Origin of the sequence: Salinimicrobium flavum (assembly GCF_042684505.1) — a bacterium.
GTDB lineage: Bacteria > Bacteroidota > Bacteroidia > Flavobacteriales > Flavobacteriaceae > Salinimicrobium > Salinimicrobium flavum.
Genome location: NZ_JBHULT010000008.1, coordinates 48,070 through 72,412, shown reverse-complemented (window position 1 = coordinate 72,412; position 24,343 = coordinate 48,070). Strand labels below are relative to the sequence as shown.

The following is a 24,343-nucleotide window of genomic DNA, read 5'->3' as shown; positions in this document are numbered from 1 at the left end:
ATTTACTGATGAACGAAAGGTCTTACAAAAAAGTATTTATATTTTTTGCAGTTTTTACCCTAGCAGTTATTGTTTTCTTGCTGTTGGCCCATAATCGCTATTCTTTTTTTACTTCTAAGGGTGGAGGTTGGTCAATTGGATATAGATTTATAGAAGATCCATTACGAAAAGTAGAACCAATGGGTTCTCAAGTTTTGGATTTGGAATGGTTAGACAGAAAAACAGATCAAAAAACCATCTTTTTAGCCGATCCATTTGTTATTCATGAGAGGGATACCTTTTTTGTGTTCTTTGAACATCAGGGAGTTGGTAACGCCAATATCGGACTATTACAGTCACACGATGGTTATAATTTTATCTATAAGGGAGAAGTTCTTGATGAAAAATTTCATTTATCTTTTCCTAATGTTTTCAAATATCAAGAAGATTTTTATATGCTTCCTGAAACTAAACAAGCTGGTCACATTTTACTTTATAAAGCTGAAGATTTTCCCTATAATTGGAAAATCTATGATACCTTAATTACTAACGTTCACTTGAAGGATCCAGCGCTATTAATGACTGATTCTCTTAAAGTAATAAGTGCAAGTGATCATAATCTGAAACAACATTTATTTACTTCAAAATCTCTCGAAGGACCATGGGTAAAAGATCCTGCTTTTCAGGATAGGCAGGGTGATCAAACACGTGCTGGAGGGAACTTTTTTAAAGTCAATAACAGCTGGTATTTACCGTTTCAGAAGAATAATGATGGATATGGAACCGGTCTTGCACTTTATCAATTTATAGTTGAAGAAAACCAGAAGAAATTTGTAAAGGTATCAGATTCTTTTCTTGAAAGTTCAGATTCGATTGTATGGTTTAATAGGGGGATGCATCACCTTTCTCTCATTAAGGTGAAAGACCACTTTTACACAGTTTTTGATGGGGACGTAAAAGATACTCTTGCTCCTAAACTTACCAGTTGGAAAGCTTCTTTAAAATACAATTATTATGATCTAATTAATTTATTCCGATAAATGAAAAGATCGAGAACAGATGTTAATAAGCGTCAAAAGGATTTTTACGATAAAAAGGAGAAAAATCTGGCTACTCGCCTTTGGTCCTACTTTCGAAATGGAGCATTAAATCGTATAAAGAAAGAAATTGGCATTGAGGTAGATATCTATGAACTGCATAAAAGATGGTTAGGTGATCTTTCAGGAAAAAAAGTGCTAGATCTCGGATGTTATGCAGGAAATTCACTTAGCTATTTTCTTGCAGAAAATTCCAAAGAATATTTAGCAATAGATTTAAGTCCGAAGGGGATCAATATATTGAGCAAAAGACTTAAAAAGGTGACCGGAGCTAAAGCTGAGGTAAATGACTTTCTTTCAGAAAATTTTAAGGAAAAAGATTTTGACCTGATCTATGCCTACGGAGTATTACATCATTTTAAAGATGTGGATGAACTAATATTGAAGCTGCAGGAAAAGCTGAAATCGGGCGGAAGGATAGTGAGCCATGATCCGCTACAGACTAGTCTGCCCATAAAAACTATCCGTAGTATTTATCGTCCCTTCCAGAGCGATAGAGACTGGGAATGGCCTTTTTCAAGGAAAACCTATTATAAATTTGACGGTTCGTTTGACATAGTGGAGCGTCGGGCAGTTTTAGGAAAGACTAAATGGCTGCCATTATTTAACCTGTTTCCAGGTTCTAATGACAGAAAGCTGGAAAAAGCCAGAGCTTGGCATCGGAAAGACTGGGATCGTTCGGCAGTGGATGATGAATACATGTTTAGATGTATGCACTTGAGTATGCTGATGAAAAAGAAGGATTAATGCGATTTGCGATCTTCACTCATGTAGAACATAAAGAGCGGGAGGGGTGGTATTACGCCTATGCGCCTTATGTGCGAGAGATGAACATATGGTGGAATCATGTGGAGGAAGTGGAGATGATTGCACCTTTGACAACTTGGGAACGAGGGGCCTCTGGGACTGAGGAACTGGGGGGGGGAGTAATTAGATACGAACATTCAAAGTTGACCTTTAATGAAATTCCTTCTTTTAATTTTCTCAGTTTCTTGTCTGCTGTAAAGGCTTTTATTAAAATTCCATATATCTTCTTCAAAATGTTCGGTGCGATGAGGAGGGCAGACCATTTGCATTTACGGTGTCCTGGGAATATTGGGCTTCTGGCCTGTATTTGCCAGGTCTTTTTTCCTTCAAAACCAAAATCAGCAAAATATGCCGGCAACTGGGATCCACAGTCAGTTCAACCCTGGACCTATAGGCTTCAAAAATGGATTCTTAGCAATTCATTTTTGACACGGAATATGCAGGTGCTGGTCTACGGTCAATGGCCGGGGCAGTCGAAGAATGTTGTCCCATTTTTTACCGCTTCTTTTTCCAAAAAGGAAATAGCTGAGGTGCCTGAAAAGGCTTTTTCAGAACATTTAATTTTTTTATTTGTGGGGAACCTGGTGAAGGGGAAGCGGCCGTTGGAAGCAGTGAAGCTAGTAGAAGCGATAAATTCAGTAAGTGAAAATGGTACCAATCGGGAGATCTGCGCAAGCCTGCACATCTATGGAGTTGGTCCGGAAAGAAAGAGGTTGGAGAAATACGTTACGAAGAATGAACTGGAGGAAATAGTGATCTTCAAAGGAAACCGACCTATTGAAGAATTAAAAGAAGCTTATCAAAAAGCTCATTTCGTGATCTTGCCATCCATGTCTGAAGGCTGGCCCAAAGCCATTGCAGAAGGCATGTTCTTTGGCGGTATTCCCATAGCGACCCCTGTAAGCTGTGTACCGTGGATGCTCAAGTACGGTAGTAGAGGAGTATTATTGGAAGATTGTTGCCAACAGCCAACAGCCAATAGCCAACAGCTAAAAAGGAGTGGACAGAGGACAGAGAACAGAGGACAGGATGTTGCGAAAATTTTAAAATTGTTAACAGATCAGGAAGAAATGAAACGTATGTCTGAGGAAGCTAAAAAATGGAGTCAGGAATATACATTAGAAAGGTTTGAGGAGGCGATAAAAGAGGTGCTAAACAATAAAAAGTAGCAAAAGCAAGGTTCATCGTCTAACGTTTAAAGTTCAAGGTGCTCTTGAACTAAAATTAAAGGTATGGGGAAAGTAGAAAGTTTTGAAGATCTGGAGGTTTGGGTTTTAGCGAGAGAAATTTGTGTTGATGTTGAAACTTTATTTGAAACCACAGCCGTTGGTAAAAGGTATTCCTTAAAGGATCAAATGGATAGGAGTTCTGGATCTATAATGGATAACATAGCAGAAGGATTCGGAAGAGGTGGAAATATGGAGTTCAGAAATTTTATGAGTTTCTCCCGCGGCTCCTGTACCGAATTAAAGTCTCAACTGTACCGCGCACAGGATAAAAACCTAATTTCGGAAATGGAGTTTAAAAGTTTATCTGATAAATGCGAAAAGGAAATTGCCAAAATCACAGCTTTAATTAATTTTCTGAACAGATCCAATTTAAAAGGCCCAAAGTTTAAGAAGAAAAACTAATAACCTGAAGTGAAAACGGATGCACGTTAAACGTTCAACATTGAACAAAAATGATAGGGAATATAATATTCAGTCAAATGATAACATGCGAGTATTACAGTTAATCGATTCCCTTAGAAGTGGTGGAGCTGAACGCATGTCTGTAACATATGCCAGCGCCTTGGCAAAGCGCATCGACGCATCATTTCTATGCTGTACCCGAAAAGAAGGTTTGCTGAAAAAGCAGCTGTCATCAGATGTAGGTTACTTGTTTCTGAATAAAAAAAACACGTTGGACTTGCAGGCATTTATAAAACTGCGAAGATTTGTAAAAGAAAATAAGATCGATCTCATCCAGGCCCATAGCAGTTCCTGGTTTCTGGCATTATTAGTCAAGCTGAGTCTGCCGGGTGTAAAATTGGTTTGGCATGATCATTACGGAAGGGAGTTGAGTAGTAGAAAACCAGGCTTACTAAAACCTGCCTCAAAATATTTTGACGGAATTATAGCGGTGAATAACGACCTTGAAGAATGGTCAAAGAAAAACCTTTCCTCCAAGGAGGTGCGGTTCTTTAAAAATTTTCTTCCGGAAAACTTCGGTTCAGGAGAAAATATGAAATTAAAAGGAGGAGACAGTATTAAGATCATTTGCGTCGCCAATTTCCGGCCGCAGAAAGACCACCTGAATTTGCTTAAGGCTTTCGAACTTATAAAAAAGGATCACCCGAAAACTACCCTGCACCTGTTGGGAAAAAATGAGCAGGATTCTTATTCAGTTAAAATTAAAAAATATATTCACCACCAGGATCTAAATCAGGATGTTTTTATTTATGGAGAGCAGGAAAATGTTTCATCATATATTGATCAGGCTGATCTTGGGATTTTATCTTCTGAATCAGAAGGTCTGCCGATGGCTCTCCTCGAATACGGTCGTGCCGGAATTCCGGTAATCTCTACCGATGTGGGTCAGTGTGCCGAGGTTATAGGATCGGCCGGAAAGTTAGTTGCTCCTCAAGATTCGGAAGCCCTGGCACAGGCAATCAGGGAATATATTGAAAATGATCAGGTTCGAAAATCAGATGCCCTATCTTTTCAGCAGGTAATTAAAAAGACTTATTCCGAAGAAATTATAATACCAGAGGTGCTGGATTTTTTTAAACATTAAATATGGAACCTTGAACATTGAACTTTTTGTTTTCCGTATTATTGTATTCTGATCTTGAGTTATGCCTGCAGTCGCATCCTTTAACCACCGTTACTCTGCCACTCTTTCCAGGTTGGCAAAAATGGAGTACGTCAAACTGTTGCTGCTTCACTTAGGAATTGCCATTGCTATTTACTTATTTAAAGGAGCTTCTTTTTTTTACTTCTTAGGTGTATTTGGATATTTTTTATTTATCACTCTTCAGAATCGTAACCGCAATAATGAAGCTTTAATGGCAGCGGCCTATATTGCCGGTGTAGAGGTTTTTTGGAGACAGACGGAGGCTCTGTTCTTTTACGAGACAGGGAAATATGCGGTAATTCTTTTTCTTCTCATTGGGATGTTTTTTAAGGGAACATCATCAAAAACAGTCCCTTTTTGGACTTATCTCCTAATTCTAATTCCCGGTATTGTAGTGGCTTCCATAACAATGAGTTATGAAGCTGAATTCAGAAAAAGTATTGCATTTAACTTGGCGGGCCCTGTATGTTTAGGAGTTTCAGCCTTATATTGCTACTATAAAAAGATTCAGAAGAAAGATTTTGAGAAGGTGATACTAATGTTGCTTTTACCTCTCCTTTCTCAAATGTTTTATTTGTACTTATATACACCAACTCTGCATGAAGGGATAGTTAGCTTATCAGGAAATTATGCTGCGACGGGTGGATATGGACCTAATCAAATCTCTACTGTCTTTGGATTTGGGACTTTTCTGCTTGTTACCCGAATTTTCACTTTAAAAAGTAAAACAATCAATTTACTAGATACTATATTACTTCTAATGATAGGATATCGAGCTTTGGTGACCTTTTCTAGAGGTGGTGTTTTTACGGCTTTAGTTTGTGTTTTGGCTTTTATTCTTCTATTCTATTATAAACAGAGCTCTAGAGAAAAAGGAAAAATAAGGTTCAAAACAATCTTATTAGGTTTATCGTTTTTGGCTATTTGGTTTATTACTTCAACCCAGACTTTTGGTCTTTTAGAAAACCGTTACGAAGGAAGGGATGCAGCTGGGAATCTTAAGGAAGATATTACAACGGGTAGAGTGGAATTGGTAAAAACTGAGTTGTACGGGTTTTATAAAAATCCCGTTACCGGCATAGGTGTTGGAAAGGGTATTGAATTTAGGGAAGAGAATTTAGGAGTGGAGATTGCCACTCATAATGAAATTAGTAGATTACTTTCTGAACATGGATTATTAGGTGTGGTAGCCATTCTAATTCTTATATTTGTCCCCATTATATTTTGGACAAAGTTTAGAAACAATTACTATTTTTTAGCTTTCTTAGCCTTTTGGTTCCTCACCATTAACCATTCGGCCATGAGAATTGCCCTACCGGCTTTTGTGTATGGACTGGCCCTCCTATACATTGTGGAGGACAAGAAAAGACCGGGGAAAATAAAAAGCATTGAAGCAAAAACGGCCGGTACGGTTATAGAATAGTTGATGAAAAAAAGAATTCTTTATATAGGTAACAATCTTTCCAATCCCACCTTTACCGCTACCTATATTTCTTTTTTTAGCGAAGTATTGAAGCAGGAGGGGTATTGGGTGAAAACTGCTTCAAGTAAGGATAACAAAGCCCTGCGGCTGGTGGAAATGCTCTCCCTTATCTGGACCCACCGCAAGGAGACAGACACCGTGCTTATTGATACTTACGGTGCACAAAACTTCTATTATGCCTACAGCATCGGCAAGCTGTGTCAACAGTTAAAATTGCCATATATTCCAATATTACACGGAGGAAATTTAAAGGAACGTATCGACAAATCTCCTAACCTTTCGAAGTCGCTTTTCGGCAACGCCCGACTCAACGTTGCGCCCTCCCACTTTTTATACGACATCTTTATAGCTCACAATTTCACTAACTCCCGCATAATTCCTAACTCCATTACGCTGGAAAATTATCCTTTTAAGGAAAGGAAGACCTTCGGGCCTAAATTTCTGTGGGTGCGCAGGTTTCAGGACCGGTACAATCCAATGATGGCTGTAAAGGTTTTTGAGCAGATCTACCGCAAGCATCCCGATGCTAAGATGAGTATGGTTGGACCCGAGAAGGACGGCTCTCTTGAGAAATGCATGGAATATGCAGCGAGACAAAATTTACCTGTAGAATTTCCGGGGAAAATGAAAAAGAAAGATTGGGCCGCTATTTCAGTTGATTATGATTTCTTCATCAATTCCACCGATGTTGACAATACCCCAATAAGTGTCATAGAAGCCATGGCCCTCGGCCTCCCGGTGATCTCTACAGATGTCGGCGGTATGCCTTACCTCATTGAAGACGGAAAAGACGGTATTCTGGTACCTCAAAACGATGTCTCCGCAATGGTCAGCGCCATAGAAGATCTGCTTCAGGATCCCGAAAAATGCAGGGAAATCGCACAAGCAGCTTATGAGAAAGTCAGAAGGTTTGATTGGGAGATCGTGAAGGAAGAGTGGATTGCTGTCTTAAATGAATAATGTCTAAGGAATAAGGAGTAATAATTGAATAATTTATATTGAATATTTAAGTACTACTAATTTAAAGCTATTACCTGTCGATGCTTAACGTTTTCTTAGTCTTTGGGACGTTAGGAGGAGTACTGTCCCGAGAATAAAATTTATCCGTTGATATCCAGATTATTGTTGGTTAGTTTCTTTTTTGGCAGTGTAGAAATCTTTCGGCGTTAATAATTTTTGAAGCCTTGGAGAAAATTTAGCCGGAAGATTTCGGTTTCAGCTTGCAGAAGCAAAGCTGAAAACACCTTCAAAAAAGTGTCCTTTTTTTGGTTCGTTTTGCCTGCATCCGACGACCGCAGGGAGAGGAATGCACAGCAAAAAAATGAACAATCATGAAATTTATAAGAATTACTGTTGACCTGGGGGAGAGGAAGACATTTCAATGGACCTAAACTTAGAAGTTTAATCTAACACCTACCTTTCCATCTTCGCCTAACATTGAACAGGATAATTGTTTATGCGTCGCGAGGTCAAGGTGACAGTGTATTAATTTTAATTACTTTTACTCAAACATCTTAAGCAGATCCTGAAAAACCTAATCTACATAGGTAACAAATTATACACCAGCGGTGGCATTCCCACCTCCATTGACACCCTGGCACCCCTACTCAGAGAAGAAGGATTTACAGTAAAAACAGCTTCAGCAAAAAAGAACAAGCTGTTCCGGTTCGTAGATATGGTATCGACTGTGTACAGGAACAGGAATACCGCAGACTACTTCCTCATCGATACCTACAGCACCCAGAACTTCTGGTATGCCTATACAGTTGCGATGCTATGCCAAAGGCTGGGTTTAAAGTACATTCCCATTCTCCACGGCGGGGAACTTCCCGGCCGACTCGAACACTCTCCTAAGGTGTCAAAAAAGCTATTTGGAAAGGCCTTTATAAATGTGGCTCCTTCGCTGTATATGAAAACCGTTTTCCAGCAGGCCGGCTTCACTAACGTGCGATACATTCCCAATTCTATTAATCTGGAAGATTATCATTTTAAAGAGCGTTCTGAACTTCGTCCAAAGCTGCTATGGGTACGTGCCTTTGCAGAGATTTACAATCCGATGCAGGCTTTGAAGGTACTGGAGTTGCTGCTGCCCGATTATCCCGGAGCTGAACTTTGCATGATAGGCCCGGTGAAGGATGATTCCTGGAAAGATTGCATCCGCTACGCCAAGCTGCACCAGCTGCCGGTTCGTTTCCCTGGCCGCCTGGCTAAAGAAGAATGGATGGCTCTTTCTGAAAGCTATGATATCTTCCTCAATACCACCAATATTGACAACTCTCCCGTAAGCGTCATCGAAGCTATGGCTTTAGGTCTGCCCGTGGTCTCTACTAACGTCGGCGGACTCCCATACCTCATTTCTGCCGACATAGATGGAATTCTCGTCAACCCCGATGACCCCGAACGAATGGTTTCTGCCTTAAAAAACCTCCTTCAGGATCCTGACCGTGCCCATGAAAGAACCATTGCAGCGAGAAAGAAAGTGGAGGCTTTTGATTGGGAGAGGGTAAAAAAATCCTGGAAGGAATTACTGAGCAAGTAAACCGGAATATGAAGTACGGGAACATTTATGAGTTATAAAAGAAACAAGAATCAAGAGACAAGAATCAAGACTTTAAGGTAAATCCGGAATTTTTTGAATCTCTGCCGCTGGTGAAAATTTGCAATCCGTGACGGGGAGGCCAATAGCTCCCTTTCCCTGGGAGAGGATGAGGGTGATTGAAGGAATTATGAAGGCGGGACAAGATTAAAGCCTGATTTGTTAATTGGAGGGCCGTTAATTCGTGAATAGTGAATGGCTAATTCGATAATTGTTACTTCGTCATTCCGTCACTTCATCACTCCGTTACTCCATCACTTCGTTACCCTCCGCTGGCGCGGATTTGCAATCAATGACGGGGACCAAGATCCAATAAACTCCCTCACCTTTGGAGAAGATCGGGGAGAGGAAAAGATTTGAGGCAGGGCAAAAAAATCTTCAAAAAATTTTCATACTTATCTGTAAATTACTACTTTAACTTCATATTATATTTTCTCCCCTATAACCAATAACAAAATTTTTCCTTCTTTTCCATTGAACAGAGGGAACTTCAAAGGAGGATCTTTTCTTCCTGAAAAAGCCTTTTGACTGCTCCTCCCAAAGTCAGGCTATTTTGAAAAATTAATTTAACCAAATAGTATCTGCTGCTGCAGAAACCGGGAGCTTATGGAACAATCAGAGTTACTTTCAAAAAACACCGACTTTAACCTGTCGGCTTTAAACTCTTCATTATCTTTACGCCGTAAAAGCGTTAGCATGTCCCCCAAGTCTACCTTACAATTTGCGATCTCTGAGCGCAAGGTGCTCCTGCGCATCTTTGACGTGGTATGGGTGCTGTTCGCACTTTATGTGGTGGGAATCCTCTTCCAGCTTGAATATTTCAGTATAAATGATCATTCCTGGCGCTGGAGCCTGGTACTGGCCGCTTATCTCAGCCTTTTCTCCAGCATATTTGAACTGTATGACCTGCAAAAGGCAAGTGAATATTACACGGTACTTAAAAATGTTGTGCTCGCTTCCTCTGTGACCGTACTCTTCTTTCTGCTTACCCCGGTCCTTACGCCTGTCCTTCCAGAAAACAGGGTGCAGATCATTTACTTCTACCTCGCCATCGTCTTTACGATGTTATTATGGCGGTTTGCATACATAACCCTTATTTCCTCCCCCAGGTTCTACAGGCGAGTCCTGATCATAGGGGAGCCCCTTGATGTGGATATCATTGCCTCACAACTGGAGAAATCTGATCCTAATTATAACATTATAGGTTACATCAAATGCGGTGGCCTCAGTTTATCCAATGAAACCATCAGTCTTTCCCAGTACCCTTCAGAAGACCTTGAGGATACGCTGAAGAGGAACGGGGTGGATGAGGTCCTGATCTCGGGTGGGAGCATCTCAGGCCCGGGCACCCCTCTTTATGAAGACATTATGGCCCTGGTGAAGCGTGGTTTTCCTGTGAGGGACTATAACCAGGTGTATGAGGAAAAGACCCACCGAATACCAGTTCAGCACATCGAACGTAATTTTTACAAGTTTTTCCCTTTAAGCCGGAGTAACGAAAACAAGTTCTACCTGTTCTTTCATCGGGTATTTGATATTCTAATTTCTATCCCGGGTCTTTTTCTGGGGGCTTTACTTATTCCGTTTATTTTCTTCGGAAATTTGATCGCCAATAAAGGCCGCCTGTTCTATAAACAGGAACGTGTGGGCAAGAACGGAAGGTCATTTCAGATCATTAAGTTCCGCACGATGAAAGATGATGCTGAGCCTAACGGGGCTCAATGGGCACAGAAGAACGATGTGCGCATCACCCGCTTCGGAAAGTTCCTTCGAAGATCCAGACTGGATGAATTTCCGCAGTTCTATAATATCCTGAAAGGGGAAATGAGCCTGATCGGTCCGCGGCCGGAACGTCCCATTTTCGTGAAAGAACTCTCTGAAATGATTCCCTTTTACGATACCCGTCACTTCATCAAACCGGGTCTCACAGGCTGGGCGCAGGTAATGACAGATTATGCCAACAGCCACGCCGACAGTCTTGAAAAGCTGCAGTACGACCTCTACTACATCAAACACAGGAATGTCTTCCTCGATATTACTATCCTTACAAAAACCATGAGTACGGTTATTTTCTTCAGGGGACAGTAATGCAATGTTCAATTATCAATAAACAATGATCAATTTTTTTAATCAACTTTATTTCACGCAGAGGGCCCAAATGTTTTGTAACGGTCGTGAAGCTTATTTGGAAAGCTGATTTTCTGCTGATATTTATTTGGCTCGCTTTCCAACATTTGCGATGGAAATTGATCCTTAATTAGGCCTGAACTTCGGTTTTTCTTTTGTTAGAGAGCAGGGAAAGGATCACATAACTAAAGATGATCAGCGGGATGGCGGCAAACTGCAGGAAGACCAGCAGGAGGACACAGAACAACAAAAAGAAATATCTCAGTTTGTTATCCGCAAAAGACCAGGTACTAAACTTGAGCGCGAAGAGGGGAACTTCAGCGTTCAGCATAAAGCAGCTAAAAAGTGTAAGTGCGGTAAGGAACCATGGGTTCAAAATGATATCTACCAGGAACGGCTGCGGCTGAAATATCAGGATCAACGGCAGACTTATGATCAGCAAAGCATTTGCAGGGGTAGGGAGTCCGATGAAGGAATCGGTTTGACGGTCATCAATATTGAACTTCGCAAGCCGGTATCCCGAAGCCAGGGTCACCAGCAGGCCAATTAGCGCCAAAACCGGAAAATTCCATTCCAGCAGGTCCTGTCCCGAGGTCCAGTCTCTATTGGTAGTCTGATCTCCGGGTAGTGCTTTCAGAAAGAGCTGGAACATAATGATGCCGGGAACCACCCCGCTTGTCACCATATCAGCAAGGGAATCCAGCTGCAACCCGAGCTCACTTTTGACATTAAGCATCCTTGCTGCGAGTCCGTCAAAAAAATCAAAGAAGATCCCCAGGGCGACAAAGATCGCTGCCATGACCAGGTTTCCCTGCACCGCAAAAATGGTAGCGATACTTCCGCAGAGAAGATTAAGTAAAGTGATGCTGTTGGGAATATGCCTGGCGAAGCTCATATGGTTGGTTTTGGGTAAAAATAGTAAAAACTTCCGCAAGGTGTATTTTTTCCATTTTTGGCTCTCTTACTTAATCTCACACATCACGAAGTTTTCAATTAAGAGCACTGAAAGATCAAGGTTGAAATTTTTTCCCGCAGAGCTCTCAGATTTCCGCAGGAAAAAAGACCAACAAATGTCTGGATTTAAGCACAAAAATAAATTTGGAACCTTGAGCAAACCATAATCAAGGAGCCGCAGGCTTTTTAATAAATAAAGTTTTTATTATTTGTAAATTTGGCCATCAAAGGTCCCAATGAAAAATTTCTCTTACGCATTACTTTCAGGTATCCTATTGGCGATGAGCTGGCCTACTTATGGAGTCCCGCTGGTGCTTTTCTTCGCTTTTGTTCCCCTGTTGCTGGCAGAATTTTCGGTCCGAACGTCTGGGAGCAGGTGGAAAAAATGGAAGATCTTCGGCTTGTCGTACCTCAGTTTTTTTCTCTGGAACCTCATTACCACCTACTGGCTCTATTTCTCAACTCCATTTGGAGGAATATTCGCAATAACGGTCAACTCACTGCTCATGGCGGTGGTTTTCCTTATTTTTCATATAGTAGCGAAAAGGGTAAATTTTAAGGCTGCTGCTTCTTTTTTTATCTCCATCTGGATCGCTTTTGAATACCTGCACCTCAACTGGGAATTTTCCTGGCCCTGGCTTAACCTGGGAAATGTTTTTTCTGAACATACCCAATGGATACAGTGGTATGAATACACGGGAACCTTCGGCGGAACGCTTTGGGTATTGCTCGCGAATTTTGGGATCCTGAAAATGATATTGCTTTACCGGCAGCACCGGGATAAAGCCATTATTTTTCGCGGAATGCTGAAAACCGGACTCCTTATCCTGCTGCCCATAATTATTTCCTATATCATCCTGGCAAATTATGAGGAGAGTCCGCAGAGTCTTGAAGCTGTTGTGCTCCAGCCGAATGTGAATCCCTACACCGAAAAATACAATACCAATGATACCCGGATAGGGGAACTGCTCACCAAACTGGCCGAAGAGAATATCACCCCTGAAACCCAAATTGTCATTGCCCCTGAAACTGTGTTTGCAGACGGGACTGTGTTGAGCAGGTTTGAGGAATCTGAAGCTAACTTCTTTAGCCGGGAAATCGTGCGCAGGCATCCTCAAATTGACTTCCTCAGCGGGATCTCCATGTATGACCGCTTCAGTGATCCTTCGCGGGTAACCGGTCAAAGTAACCAGATCCAGCCAGGAGACTGGTATGATGACTATAACTCGGCTTTTATGATAAGCGCCAATGACTCTGTGCGCTTTTACCATAAATCCAAACTGGTGGTAGGGGTGGAAAATTTTCCTTATCAGGAAGTCTTGCGGCCGGTAGTGGGAGATGTCATGATCGATCTGGGAGGTACGGTAGCCATGAAAACCACTCAAGAGGAGCGGGGCGTTTTTGACGTCAGAGGTTCTGAAGGGGTAGGACCTATCATTTGCTATGAATCTGTTTACGGAGATTTTGTGACGGGCTATGTCAACAACGGGGCAAATTTTCTTGCCATCATCACCAATGACGCATGGTGGGGGGAAACCCAGGGACATAAACAACATCTTAGTTATGCCCGGTTACGTGCTATTGAGAACCGTCGTGCTATTGCCCGCAGCGCCAACACAGGGATCTCTGCCTTTATCAATGAAAAAGGGGAGATTACGGCTTCCTTAGGATACGAGGAACAGGGTGCTCTGCGTGGAAAGGTTAGCCTTAATGACAAGATCACCTTTTACACCCGGCACGGCGATTATATTGCTAGGATCTCCCAATTCCTTGCACTTTTCATCTTTCTTTTTGCAATGGTAAAATGGAAACGCAGCAGGAAAATATAGCTTCCCGGAGAGCTGAAAATTATTTTAACTTCTACCTGTGTCTAAACAAAACCAAACGGAAAGTTATTGGTGGCCGGGAAAATCTAATTAAAAAGCTTTTTCTTACGAAGTTCGAAATTCTGTCCCAGGTACACCTTTCTTACCATTTCGTCTTCGGCGAGTTCTTCAGGAATTCCGGCTTTAAGGATGCGACCCTCGAACATTAGATAAGTACGGTCTGTAATCGCCAGGGTTTCCTGTACGTTGTGATCTGTTATGAGAATCCCAATGTTCTTGTCCTTTAGCTGTGCCACGATACGCTGAATATCTTCTACCGCAACAGGGTCGACACCCGCGAAAGGTTCATCAAGCAGGATAAAATTAGGATCTGTAGCCAGGGCACGGGCGATCTCGGTTCGACGGCGTTCCCCACCACTCAAAAGGTCTCCGCGGTTTTTCCTGATATGCCCCAATCCAAATTCCTCAATGAGGGATTCCATCTTCATTACCCGTTCTTTCTTTGAAAGTTTTGTCAATTCCAGTACGCTCATGATGTTATCTTCGATGCTTAGCTTCCGGAAAACAGAAGCTTCCTGCGCCAGGTAACCTATCCCGTATTGGGCCCGTTTGTACATGGGGAATTTTGTGATGTTCTCCCTGTCCAGAAAGATCCTTCCGCCATTAGGTTTGATCAATCCCACGATCATATAGAAAGAGGTAGTCTTTCCGGCCCCGTTAGGACCCAATAGTCCCACGATCTCTCCCTGGTTCACTTCCAGGGAAATTCCTTTTACAACTTCTCTTCCTTTGTAGGATTTTACAAGACTTTCAGCGTATAACTTCATTCTGTAGATATTAGTATTGAGATATGAGTATTGAGATATTGAGGTTCACTAAATATATGAAATTTTCAGGATGGATTATTTAATGAGGATCGTCGGAAAATAAGATTGCCACGTTAATCCTTACTCATTAATCCTTATACGTTTCCAAAGTTTCCCAATACTCATATGCTCTCCTCAAATGCGGGATCACAATAGTTCCTCCCACCAGGGTAGCGATGCTTAAAGCTTCCATAACTTCCTCCTTGGAAATGCCTTCTTTGTAGCTGGTTTCGAGGTGGTATTTCACACAGTCATCACATCGCAGTACGGTCGATGCTACAAGGCCGAGTAATTCCTTGGTCTTGACATCGAGGGCTCCTGCGGAAAAGGCGTTGGTGTCGAGGTTAAATATGCGTTTAATGATCTTATTGTTGTCGCCAAGGATCTTATCGTTCATCTTTTGGCGGTATTCATTGAATTCTTCTACCTGATTCTTCATCACTTCTGTGTTCTTAGTTTCTTTTCTTCTTTTTTGGTTACAATTTTGGCGATCACTATGCTTAATTCATATAACACCAGTACTGGAATCGCTACAATGATCTGACTCAATATATCGGGAGGAGTTATGATAGCTGATAGTATCAAAACGATCACCAGTGCAAATTTCCTGTACTTCCGAAGGAATTCGGGCGTCACCAGCCCAATCTTGGTCAGGAAATAAATGATAATGGGTAACTCAAATATCAGGCCGCAGGCAAGCACCGAAGATCTTACCAGGCTAATATAACTGCCAATGTCAAATTCATTAAGTACCACGTCGCTAACCTGGTACTTTCCGAGGAAATTAATAGACAAGGGGGTTACCAGGTAATACCCGAACAAAACCCCTAAAAAGAACAGCAGGGAAGAGATGAAAATAAAACCCCTTGCGGTATTTCGTTCATTGGCATACATCCCCGGGGAAATGAATCTCCAGAATTCATAGATCACATATGGAAAGGAAATAATGAAGCCTGCCGTGATGGACGTCCAGACGTGTGCCGAGAATTGCCCACCCATGGTACGGGATTGTATGGTGAACGGCATCTTTTCAAAGCAGAAGCCACCCTCGAGTCCTACGGCTGTTGAAAGCCTGCATAGGATATCATAGGTGAAAAAATCTGCATTGGTGGGGCCGAAGAGCAAGACGTCAAAGATGAAGCCTTTGGCCAAAAAAGCAGCTGTACCTGCGATCACCACAGCAAGGGTCGCCCTGATCAAATGCCAGCGCAAATCCTCCAGGTGATCCAAAAAAGACATTTCGTCGGATGGTTTTTTTATTTTCGCCATCCTAGATTATTCCTTCTCTTATCAGGTTGTGTAAGTGCACCACCCCATAATATTTGTCATTTTTCACCGCCAGTAATTGCGAGATCTTATTTTCCTCAAGCACATCAAGAGCATCTATTGCCATGGCATTATGATCTATGGTCTTTGGGTTTTTACTCATGATATCTTTGGCGAGCAAGCCCGAAATTTCTGTGCTTTTATGGAGCATTCTTCTTATATCTCCATCGGTCACTATACCAATAATTTTATCATTTTCAACAACTGCAGCCACTCCCAGCATTTTTTCGGAGATCTCAATGATCACCTGGGGAATGGGGGTATTAGGAGTAACCTCTGGTTTTTGGTTCTGGTCAGCAATGTCGCTTACTCTTAAATAGAGCTTTTTACCCAGTGCTCCACCCGGATGGTATTTAGCGAAGTCCTTGCTGGAAAAGCCACGCAGGTCCAAAAGGCAAACTGCCAGGGCATCTCCTAGCACAAGCTGTGCCGTGGTACTTGTTGTTGGTGCAAGATTATGGGGGCAAGCCTCTTTTTCTACATAGGAGTTCAGCGTGAAATCTGCTTGCTGTCCCAAAAAAGAATCGATATTTCCGGTGATCCCGATAAGGGTATTTTTGAAGTTCTTTATGAGCGGAACCAGCACCTTGATCTCGGGGGTATTTCCGCTTTTGGAGATGCATATTACCACGTCATCCTGCAAAATGGTACCTAAATCTCCGTGAATCGCATCTGCCGCATGCATGAACACGGCAGGGGTGCCTGTGGAATTAAGAGTAGCAACAATTTTTGTAGCAATTACCGCACTTTTTCCTATTCCTGTAATAATAACTCTACCTTTGGATTCGTATATGGCCTGGACCGCTTTAACAAAATCTTGGTCTAATAATTGCTCTAAATTTGTTATCGCTTTTGCTTCAGTTAAAATCGTCTCTCTGGCAACAGAAAGTATTTTTTCTTGAGGTGTCAAATTTGTAGAATTATGAATTGCATGAACTAAAGAAAAATGTATCTTTAATTGTGCAAATGTATGTAAAATTGTAACACAATTGAATGACTTCGCAGGAAATCAACTTACACGAACAGCTTAAAAAATACTTTGGTTTCAGCCAGTTCAAAGGCCTTCAGGAAGAGGTAATAAAGAGTATAGTAAATGGCCATAATACCTTTGTGGTCATGCCTACCGGAGGTGGAAAATCCTTGTGCTACCAGTTGCCTGCCCTAATCAAAGAAGGGACCGCCATTGTGGTCTCCCCGCTTATTGCCCTGATGAAAAACCAGGTAGATGCCATTCGTGGAATTTCTTCGGAACACGGCATTGCGCATGTGTTGAATTCTTCCCTGAACAAGACCGAAGTGAAACAGGTGAAAGAAGACATTACCAACGGAATTACTAAACTATTATACGTAGCCCCCGAATCCCTTACCAAAGAAGAGAACGTTGAGTTTTTACGCAACGTAAAGATATCATTTATGGCCATTGATGAAGCCCACTGTATCAGTGAGTGGGGACACGACTTCAGGCCCGAATACCGCAACCTGCGACATATCGTAAAACGAATAGGAGATAATATCCCTATCATTGGTCTAACGGCTACAGCTACGCCAAAAGTACAGGAGGATATCCTCAAGAACCTGGGTATTTCTGATGCCCGGACTTTTAAAGCCTCTTTTAACCGGCCTAACCTGTATTACGAAATAAGGCCCAAGACCAAGAACGTCGATGCTGATATCATCAGGTTCGTCAAACAGAACCAGGGAAAAACGGGTATCATCTATTGTCTTAGCCGGAAGCGGGTGGAGGAACTCGCCCAGACCCTGCAGGTGAACGGAATTTCGGCAGTGCCTTATCACGCCGGCCTTGATGCCAAAACCCGATCCAGGCACCAGGACATGTTCCTTATGGAAGATGTTGATGTGGTGGTAGCCACCATTGCCTTCGGAATGGGGATCGATAAGCCCGATGTGCGTTTCGTGATCCACCATGACATTCCAAAAAGTATAGAAAGTTATTACCAGGAGACCGGCCGTGCCGGAAGGGATGGAGGCGAAGGCCACTGTCTTGCCTTCTACTCCTACAAGGATATTGAGAAGCTGGAAAAGTTCATGAGCGGAAAACCGGTGGCAGAGCAGGAGATTGGCCAGGCTCTTTTGCAGGAGGTGGTCGCTTTTGCCGAAACTTCCATTTCCCGAAGAAAATTCATTCTCCACTATTTTGGGGAAGAATTTGACGAGAAGACCGGGGAAGGTTCAGATATGGATGATAACGTTCGTAATCCGAAGAAACAGCATGAGGCCATGGAGGAGGTGGAACTGTTGTTAAAGACCGTAAAGGACACTAAAGAGCTGTACAAATCCAAGGAAGTTGTGAACACCCTGGTTGGGAAATCCAATGCCTTGATCAAATCCCACCATACAGATGAGCATAAGCTCTTCGGAAAGGGAAGCGACCGGGAAGCAAAATACTGGATGGCCTTATTACGCCAGGCGCTTGTAGCAGGTTATCTAAAGAAAGATATCGAATCCTACGGAGTAGTAAAACTCACGAAGAAAGGAGAGAAGTTCCTTGAGAAGCCTCAATCCTTCATGATGACTGAAGACCATACCTATGAAGTAGGCCGTAATGATGGCATTGTGACTGCAGCCAAAGGCGGCGGTGGCACCGATGAGAAACTGGTGAAGATGCTAAAAGATCTTCGGAAGAAGGTCGCCAAAAAATTGGGGGTACCCCCGTTTGTTGTTTTTCAGGATCCCTCTATCGAAGATATGGCATTAAAGTACCCCGTATCTGTTGAAGAGCTGGGAAATATCCATGGAGTAGGAGAAGGAAAGGCTAAGAAATACGGAAACGAATTCGCTGACCTTATCGCCCGCTATGTGGAAGAAAATGACATCACCCGACCGGATGATTTGGTGGTCAAAACAACCGGTGCAAACAGCGGACTTAAATTATACATCATTCAGAATGTCGACCGGAAGTTGCCGTTAGATGATATCGCTGCTGCCAAGGGAATGGAGATGAATGATTTCATCAAAGAAATGGAAGCCATTGTTTACAGTGGTACCAAACTGAATATCAACTACTGGATCGATGAGATCCTCGATGAAGACCAGCAGGAGGAGATCCATGAATATTTCATCGATGCCGAAACCGATAAGATCGAAGATGCCCTCGAGGAATTTGATGGCGATTACGATGAAGAAGAATTGAGATTATACAGGATCAAGTTTATCAGTGAAGTAGCCAACTAAAGGTTTAAGGTATAATGACTAAGGAATAACAGCCGGGACGAGAGTTTCGGTTTTTTTTATTTTTTGTCATTCAAAGCGCAGCTCGCATGTCATTCAGAACGAAGTGCAGCGAAGTGAGGAATCTTTCGTGCGAGGAAGAGATTCCTCCTATCGTCGGAATGACAGTCGCATTCTTTTGTCATTCAGAACGAAACGCAGCGTAGTTTAGAATCTTTAGTGCGTAGAGCAGATTTTTCTCCCGATATGTCGGGGTGAAATGACCATCACGCTCCTTTGTTATTTAGAGCGCAGCTTATGCTGAACGAGGAATTTCTTTTTTTCTTAAATTGAGATATGAAAACTCTTGGTACTCATAATTACTATGTGTATATCCTTACGAATAAGAATAAAACAGTTCTGTACACAGGAGTTACAAATGATTTAAAAGCTCGACTTTATTTCCATACCCATCCTGATGCTTTGAGCAAACATTTTACTACCCGATATAGGTGCTATTATCTGATCCATTTTGAGCATTTCCAGGATGTTAATTTGGCTATCCAAAGGGAAAAGCAGATTAAAGGCTGGAGAAGAGAAAAAAAGGAAAGAATGATAAAGGAATATAATCCAGAATGGAAATTTTTAAATGGTGAGATCGAATAAGTTAAGATTCCTCCTTCCGTCGGAATGACAGTCGCATCCTTTTGTCATTCAGAACGAAGCGCAGCGAAGTGAAGAATCTTTAGTACTAGGAAGAGATTCCTCCTATCGTCGGAATGACAGTCGCATCCTTTTGTCATTCAGAACGAAGCGCAGCGTAGTTTAAAATCTTTCGTGCGAGGAAGAGATTCCTCCTATCGTCGGAATGACAGTCGCATTCTTTTGTCATTCAGAACGAAGCGCAGCGAAGTGAAGAATCTTTAGTGCGCAGAGCAGATTTTTCTAAAGATATGTCGAGGTGAAATGACCATCACGCTCCTTTGTTATTTAGAGCGCAGCTTATGCTGAACGAGGAATTACTTCTTTCTATAAAGGAAATTCATTTTGATTAAAGTTGGTCCCGTAGGGACCTTTTACCGGTAGCAGAGTTATTTTACCCCTGCCAAAAAGTCCCGTAGGGACGAAATATCAAATGGGGTTTTTCTCTATATATCGTTCATAATAGTCTACATGGAGATCGGAATTTTGTATGAGAAAGGCATCATCCTCTACCTGCCATGCAAATTGACGTTGGAACACCTCCTAAAATCCCCCACCTGCTTCTAAAGATCCTGCTTTCACTATTCATTATACATTAAACATTATTCATTTCTTTATCTTTGTACTTTTAACCTAAAAAACAGTTATGAACGACGGATTATATGCAAAATTCCATACCTCTAAAGGAGAGATCTTGATAGAGCTTGAATATGAAAAAACACCGGGAACGGTTGGAAACTTCGTAGGTCTGGCCGAGGGGAACCTTGAGAACGAGGCTAAACCACAGAGGGATCCATATTACGACGGACTTATTTTTCACCGGGTAATCCCCGATTTTATGGTGCAGGGAGGCGATCCTAAAGGAACAGGAGTTGGCGGACCGGGATACCAGTTCGAGGATGAGATCCACCCCGACCTGAAACACGACCGCCCCGGAATTCTTTCCATGGCAAATGCCGGGCCGGGAACCAACGGAAGCCAGTTCTTTATTACCCACGTGGAAACTCCCTGGCTTGATGGTAAACATACGGTCTTTGGCCACGTAGTTGAAGGGCAGGATGTGGTTGATGCCATCAAACAAGGCGATAAGATCGAAAAGCTCGAGATCATCAGGGAAGGCGATGCTGCAAAGAATTTCAATGCAGTAGAGACCTTCAGGCAGTTCAACGGGGCGAAAGCCGAACGTGAAGCTGCAGCCAAAAAACAACAGGAAGAACTAATGGGCGAACTGGCCCAGGGTTTTGAACAGACCAATAGCGGACTTCGATATAAAATGATCTCTCAAGGAAATGGAAAACAAGCCGAAAAGGGTAAGACGGTTTCTGTTCATTATAAAGGAATGCTCCCGGATGGGACTGTGTTTGACTCTTCATACAAAAGAAAACAGCCTATTGAATTTCCACTGGGAAAAGGTCATGTGATCGAGGGATGGGATGAAGGAATCCAATTATTAAAAGAAGGAGACCAGGCACGATTCGTGATCCCTTCAGACCTGGCATACGGATCCAGAGGTGCCGGCGGAGTAATCCCCCCCGACGCTACTCTTATCTTTGATGTTGAGTTAGTTAAGGTGAAGTAAAGACTTTTTTAAAAATAAAAAAACCTCAGTATCATCAAGGAGCTGAGGTTTTTTATTTTAGCCGTTAGCCGTTAGCCGTTAGCCGTTAGCCGTTAGCCGTTAGCCGTTAGCCGTTAATCCTTTTTATTAGGCTGGGGAGTCATTCTCAAATACGGTTTTATCTCTTTAAAACCTTTTGGGAACATGCTTTTTGCATCTTCACTGGAAATGGAAGTGCTAATCACCACATCCTCACCTTCTTTCCAGTCGGCAGGAGTAGCCACTTTATAATTTTCGGTAAGCTGCAGAGAGTCTATCACCCGCAGCAATTCTTTGAAATTTCTTCCTGTACTTGCAGGGTAGGTGATCATTAGTCTCACTTTTTTGTTGGGATCAATGACGTAGACAGAGCGCACCGTAAGAGTATCATCTGCATTGGGGTGGATCATGTCATAAAGACCAGAAACCTTTCGGTCTTTATCTGCGATGATAGGAAAATTTACCGTGGTATTCTGGGTCTCGTTTATATCCTTTATCCAGTCTTTGTGAGATTCCACTCCGTCAACGCTAAGTGCCATTACTTTGACATTCCGTTTTTCAAACTCATCCTTATATTTTGCGGCGGCACCCAGCTCTGTAGTACACACCGGGGTGTAATCTGCAGGATGTGAAAAAAGTATCCCCCAGCTGTCTCCCAGGTAATCGTAAAAATTGATCTTTCCTTCTGAAGTTTCCGCATCAAAATTCGGCGCTTTATCTCCTAATTTAAGTGAACTCATTGTTTCTGATTTTTAAAGGTTTATAAGCTTAAATTTCGGAATAAAAGAGATGGAAGTCTTATTTTAAAGATGTAAACTTATCTTAAAAATTAAGGACGGTATTTCCATTTAATGCTACAGCCCACACTTGGTTTTTGAGGCCCGGGAACTTTACGGCTGTTCATAAGTGCATCTAAAGCCTCCCTGAGATCGCGACCATTCACAGGAATGCCGTTGCCGGGACGGGAATTGTCGAGCTGGCCGTGGTAAACAAGTTTAAGGTCTTCATCAAACAAATAAAAATCTGGCGTGCAGGCTGCCTTATAATTCCAGGCCACTTCCTGGGTGCGGTCATAGAGGTAGGGAAAAGTGAAGTTGTGTTTCCGTGCAAATTTCCACATCAGGTCAGGGTGGTCTTCGGGATACTGTTCCACGTCATTGCTGCTAATGGCTAAAAATCCAAATCCCAGCACTCTGTAATCATTTGCCACCCGCACTATCTCATCTGCTATATGTTTTACAAAAGGGCAGTGGTTGCAGAGGAACATTACTACCGTTCCTTTTTCGCCCTGCAAGTCGGTTAGGGAATATAGGTTAGCGGTGACCGAATCGGGTAATTCGAATTCGGGTGCCTGCGTGCCCAGAGGGATCATGTTTGATGCTGTTTCAGCCATTTCTTCGGAAAGGTTTAAGGTCCTGAAAATACGAATTTCTACCGGAATTTTTCCAAATTTCCTATCTTGTTCCGGTAAAATCAGAAAGATGAGAACTTTAGATGAGTGGTTTTCTGAATATTCGGTGAGCCATCAGAACGAGACCAATAAAGCCATCCATTACATCTGTGTACCGGCGATCTTCTTTTCTATCGTGGGTTTGCTAATGAGCATTCCGCCGGGACCATTAACCGGGATTTTTCCCATGTATATTCCATTTCTGGAGAATTGGGCAGTAGTAGCTCTTATTTTGGTTTTGCTTTTTTACTTTCAGTTATCATTCTCCATGGGATTGAAGATCCTGATCTTTGCCGGGCTCTGCATTGCAGGTAATTATTATATATCACTGGTAGCAAACCTCTGGCTGGTTTCACTGATTATCTTTGTCATAGCCTGGATCGGCCAGTTCTACGGACATAAAATAGAAGGCAAAAAACCCTCATTTTTGAAGGATGTACAGTTTCTGTTGATTGGCCCGGCGTGGGTGATCAAGAAGATGTTTGGATGATTTAGTATTGAGAAATGAGTAGTGAGTATTGAGTGGAATGGCTGTTGGTCAATAGCTGCCTGCCATAAGCTGTTGGCTCTAAGCTTTCTTTCCTCCTGGATCCGCAGATTTTCATGGAGCTTTGATTTTTTTATTTGATGGATGAATAGAATTGAAGGGGTGTGAGATTAAAAGTTTCCCGCAGATCTCGCAAATTTCCACAGCTCTCTTTGTGATCATCTTTTCATCTTCGTGGGTTTTGTGTGAAAAAGCTTTCTGAAAAAAGAATTCTTCTGAAATTCGTTTAAAAATGCCATTTTTGAAAGTTGTTATCTTAAATCATTTAACCAAATGGAAGACTTGATTACCTGGAATGATTTTGAAAAGATAGAAATGCGGGTGGGAACGATCACTGAAGTGTCAGATTTTCCTGAAGCCCGGACTCCCGCCTATCAGTTAAAGATCGATTTTGGTCCCGAGATCGGGATCCTTAAATCTTCAGCCCAGATCACCCGTCGCTATTCCAAAGAAAAATTGTTGGACCGGCAGGTTATTGCAGTGGTGAACTTTCCGAAGAAACAGATCGCCAATTTCATGAGTGAATGCCTGGTGCTGGGAGCAGTGGGGGATCAGAATGACATAGTACTCCTCAATACAGATTTTAAGGTAGAAAATGGTTTAAGAGTGGGCTAAACCGGTAGGCTTTTTTAAATTTGCACCCATGAAAATTGCCGGGATCATTTTTTCTATCCTTATTTTGAGTTTGAATGCCATTCCCTGTTGCTGGGAGAGCTGTTCAGAAGAGGAGCCTGTGGAAGAACATACGGGTACAGAACAGACCTGTTCCCCTTTTCTAAGTTGTGGAAGTTGTGTGGGCTTTGTGTTGCAGGAGGAGCTGCCGGAGATAAGCCTGTACCTGCAACCCTCAGTCACAGAAATAAAGATGCCGGAAAACCGCTTTTTTTCTGAATTTTCAGAAACCATCTGGCAGCCTCCCAAACCCATAATGAACTTTAGCTTTTCAAATAAAGGATAATCTCCTTTTTAAGTATCATTATTTA

At 42.3% G+C, this 24,343-nt stretch carries 23 protein-coding genes; 16 read left to right on the top strand and 7 right to left on the bottom strand.

Annotated elements, in window-relative coordinates:
- The first annotated feature begins 8 nt into the window (after positions 1–8).
- From ACFSTG_RS08455 to ACFSTG_RS08415, 9 genes are all read left to right on the top strand, one after another.
- On the top strand, positions 9–1,019 hold the full coding sequence (locus ACFSTG_RS08455) for a glucosamine inositolphosphorylceramide transferase family protein (protein ID WP_380751051.1): 1,011 nt from the start codon (positions 9–11) through the stop codon (positions 1,017–1,019).
- Positions 1,020–1,823 (top strand): class I SAM-dependent methyltransferase, encoded by an 804-nt coding sequence (locus ACFSTG_RS08450; RefSeq protein ID WP_380751048.1) that lies wholly within the window; start codon positions 1,020–1,022, stop codon positions 1,821–1,823. It abuts the gene before it with no gap.
- Positions 1,784–3,052, top strand: a complete 1,269-nt coding sequence (locus tag ACFSTG_RS08445; protein ID WP_380751045.1) for a glycosyltransferase family 4 protein — start codon at positions 1,784–1,786, stop codon at positions 3,050–3,052. Before ACFSTG_RS08450 ends, ACFSTG_RS08445 begins: the two co-directional genes overlap by 40 nt.
- 63 nt (positions 3,053–3,115) lie before the next feature.
- Positions 3,116–3,514: a four helix bundle protein gene (locus ACFSTG_RS08440; protein ID WP_380751042.1), complete on the top strand. Its 399-nt coding sequence runs from the start codon at positions 3,116–3,118 to the stop codon at positions 3,512–3,514.
- Between the two features lie 85 nt (positions 3,515–3,599).
- A complete protein-coding gene (locus tag ACFSTG_RS08435) occupies positions 3,600–4,658 on the top strand; it encodes a glycosyltransferase (protein ID WP_380751039.1) in 1,059 nt (352 codons plus the stop codon).
- A 61-nt stretch (positions 4,659–4,719) separates the two neighbouring features.
- Positions 4,720–6,141 carry an O-antigen ligase family protein gene (locus ACFSTG_RS08430; RefSeq protein ID WP_380751036.1) on the top strand — a complete coding sequence of 474 codons (1,422 nt, stop codon included), beginning with the start codon at positions 4,720–4,722 and terminating at the stop codon, positions 6,139–6,141.
- A 3-nt stretch (positions 6,142–6,144) separates the two neighbouring features.
- A complete protein-coding gene (locus ACFSTG_RS08425) occupies positions 6,145–7,161 on the top strand; it encodes a glycosyltransferase family 4 protein (RefSeq protein ID WP_380751033.1) in 1,017 nt (338 codons plus the stop codon).
- Between the two features lie 715 nt (positions 7,162–7,876).
- The gene (locus ACFSTG_RS08420; protein WP_380751030.1) at positions 7,877–8,740 is read left to right on the top strand and encodes a glycosyltransferase family 4 protein; all 864 of its coding nucleotides are present in this window, start codon (positions 7,877–7,879) and stop codon (positions 8,738–8,740) included.
- 663 nt (positions 8,741–9,403) lie between these two features.
- Positions 9,404–10,885, top strand: coding sequence for a sugar transferase (locus ACFSTG_RS08415; RefSeq protein ID WP_380751027.1), 1,482 nt, complete (start codon positions 9,404–9,406; stop codon positions 10,883–10,885).
- 169 nt (positions 10,886–11,054) lie between these two features.
- Here ACFSTG_RS08415 and ACFSTG_RS08410 read toward each other — a convergent pair whose 3' ends face one another.
- Positions 11,055–11,819, bottom strand: a complete 765-nt coding sequence (locus ACFSTG_RS08410; RefSeq protein WP_380751024.1) for a CDP-alcohol phosphatidyltransferase family protein — start codon at positions 11,817–11,819, stop codon at positions 11,055–11,057.
- Positions 11,820–12,114: 295 nt separating this feature from the next.
- On the opposite strand from ACFSTG_RS08410, the gene lnt reads away from it, so the two are divergent.
- Positions 12,115–13,707, top strand: a complete 1,593-nt coding sequence (gene lnt / locus ACFSTG_RS08405; RefSeq protein ID WP_380751021.1) for an apolipoprotein N-acyltransferase — start codon at positions 12,115–12,117, stop codon at positions 13,705–13,707.
- A gap of 83 nt (positions 13,708–13,790) precedes the next feature.
- Here the strand turns inward: lnt and lptB are convergent, their stop codons facing one another.
- From lptB to ACFSTG_RS08385, 4 genes are all read right to left on the bottom strand, one after another.
- Positions 13,791–14,531, bottom strand: a complete 741-nt coding sequence (lptB, locus tag ACFSTG_RS08400; RefSeq protein ID WP_380751018.1) for an LPS export ABC transporter ATP-binding protein — start codon at positions 14,529–14,531, stop codon at positions 13,791–13,793.
- A 127-nt stretch (positions 14,532–14,658) separates the two neighbouring features.
- Positions 14,659–15,009: a carboxymuconolactone decarboxylase family protein gene (locus ACFSTG_RS08395; RefSeq protein WP_380751015.1), complete on the bottom strand. Its 351-nt coding sequence runs from the start codon at positions 15,007–15,009 to the stop codon at positions 14,659–14,661.
- On the bottom strand, positions 15,009–15,839 hold the full coding sequence (tatC, locus tag ACFSTG_RS08390) for a twin-arginine translocase subunit TatC (RefSeq protein ID WP_380751012.1): 831 nt from the start codon (positions 15,837–15,839) through the stop codon (positions 15,009–15,011). The genes ACFSTG_RS08395 and tatC overlap by 1 nt, the downstream gene beginning before the upstream one ends.
- 1 nt (position 15,840) lies before the next feature.
- Entirely contained in the window at positions 15,841–16,806 is a 966-nt protein-coding gene (locus ACFSTG_RS08385; RefSeq protein WP_380751009.1) for a KpsF/GutQ family sugar-phosphate isomerase, read from the bottom strand.
- Positions 16,807–16,889: 83 nt separating this feature from the next.
- Here ACFSTG_RS08385 and ACFSTG_RS08380 point away from each other — a divergent pair, with 83 nt between their 5' ends.
- From ACFSTG_RS08380 to ACFSTG_RS08370, 3 genes are all read left to right on the top strand, one after another.
- Entirely contained in the window at positions 16,890–19,088 is a 2,199-nt protein-coding gene (locus ACFSTG_RS08380) for a RecQ family ATP-dependent DNA helicase (RefSeq protein ID WP_380751006.1), read from the top strand.
- Positions 19,089–19,421: 333 nt separating this feature from the next.
- Positions 19,422–19,730, top strand: coding sequence for a GIY-YIG nuclease family protein (locus ACFSTG_RS08375; protein ID WP_380751003.1), 309 nt, complete (start codon positions 19,422–19,424; stop codon positions 19,728–19,730).
- Between the two features lie 682 nt (positions 19,731–20,412).
- On the top strand, positions 20,413–21,345 hold the full coding sequence (locus tag ACFSTG_RS08370) for a peptidylprolyl isomerase (protein WP_380751000.1): 933 nt from the start codon (positions 20,413–20,415) through the stop codon (positions 21,343–21,345).
- A 113-nt stretch (positions 21,346–21,458) separates the two neighbouring features.
- Here the strand turns inward: ACFSTG_RS08370 and ACFSTG_RS08365 are convergent, their stop codons facing one another.
- Positions 21,459–22,103, bottom strand: coding sequence for a peroxiredoxin (locus tag ACFSTG_RS08365; protein WP_380750997.1), 645 nt, complete (start codon positions 22,101–22,103; stop codon positions 21,459–21,461).
- 89 nt (positions 22,104–22,192) lie between these two features.
- Positions 22,193–22,756 carry a thioredoxin family protein gene (locus ACFSTG_RS08360; protein ID WP_380750994.1) on the bottom strand — a complete coding sequence of 188 codons (564 nt, stop codon included), beginning with the start codon at positions 22,754–22,756 and terminating at the stop codon, positions 22,193–22,195.
- Between the two features lie 88 nt (positions 22,757–22,844).
- Between ACFSTG_RS08360 and ACFSTG_RS08355 the strand changes: the two genes are divergently transcribed.
- From ACFSTG_RS08355 to ACFSTG_RS08345, 3 genes are all read left to right on the top strand, one after another.
- A complete protein-coding gene (locus ACFSTG_RS08355; RefSeq protein ID WP_380750991.1) occupies positions 22,845–23,303 on the top strand; it encodes an Mpo1 family 2-hydroxy fatty acid dioxygenase in 459 nt (152 codons plus the stop codon).
- 330 nt (positions 23,304–23,633) lie between these two features.
- The gene (locus ACFSTG_RS08350) at positions 23,634–23,975 is read left to right on the top strand and encodes a tRNA-binding protein (RefSeq protein WP_380750988.1); all 342 of its coding nucleotides are present in this window, start codon (positions 23,634–23,636) and stop codon (positions 23,973–23,975) included.
- A gap of 28 nt (positions 23,976–24,003) precedes the next feature.
- Positions 24,004–24,318, top strand: coding sequence for a hypothetical protein (locus ACFSTG_RS08345; protein ID WP_380750985.1), 315 nt, complete (start codon positions 24,004–24,006; stop codon positions 24,316–24,318).
- The last annotated feature ends 25 nt before the right edge of the window (positions 24,319–24,343 follow it).